1 pseudogene is annotated in these 391 nt (G+C 65.2%); it reads left to right on the top strand.

What is annotated here, in order from left to right:
• Positions 1-118 precede the first annotated feature (118 nt).
• A pseudogene (locus EOA29_RS40790) lies at positions 119-391 on the top strand (RpiR family transcriptional regulator); the annotation flags it as partial.

Genomic DNA, 391 nt, shown 5'->3' with positions numbered 1-391 from the left:
CTTCCGCGTCGGGGCTGACAAGGTCGAGTGGGCTGTCTACGATAAAGCGCACGAAGCAGCGCGCTTCGACATGCGGGATGGGCTGGTCCCTGTCGCTGGGTGAACAGGAACGGGGGCGATGCCAGAGGAAGCCATTGCGGAGCCGCCGCGCACCATCGAGGATCTGAGAGCGCTGGCGCTCTCGGTCGGCCGCGACGAGGCAGGATTTTCACTCGGCTCCAAGGCGCATGACGTGTTCGCCAAGCTGGTGGAGGCGCCCGAGCAGTCGGCCGTCCGCTCGATCTCGGAGCTCGCCAACCAGTTCGGCATCAATCCGTCGACGCTCACCAGGCTGGCGAAGCGCCTCGGTTTCGAAGGCTTCAGCGATTTCCAGGCCGTATTCCGCAAGGCC

It is taken from the genome of Mesorhizobium sp. M1E.F.Ca.ET.063.01.1.1 (assembly GCF_003998155.1).
GTDB lineage: Bacteria > Pseudomonadota > Alphaproteobacteria > Rhizobiales > Rhizobiaceae > Mesorhizobium.
This window is presented reverse-complemented; position numbering and strand designations above follow the sequence as displayed.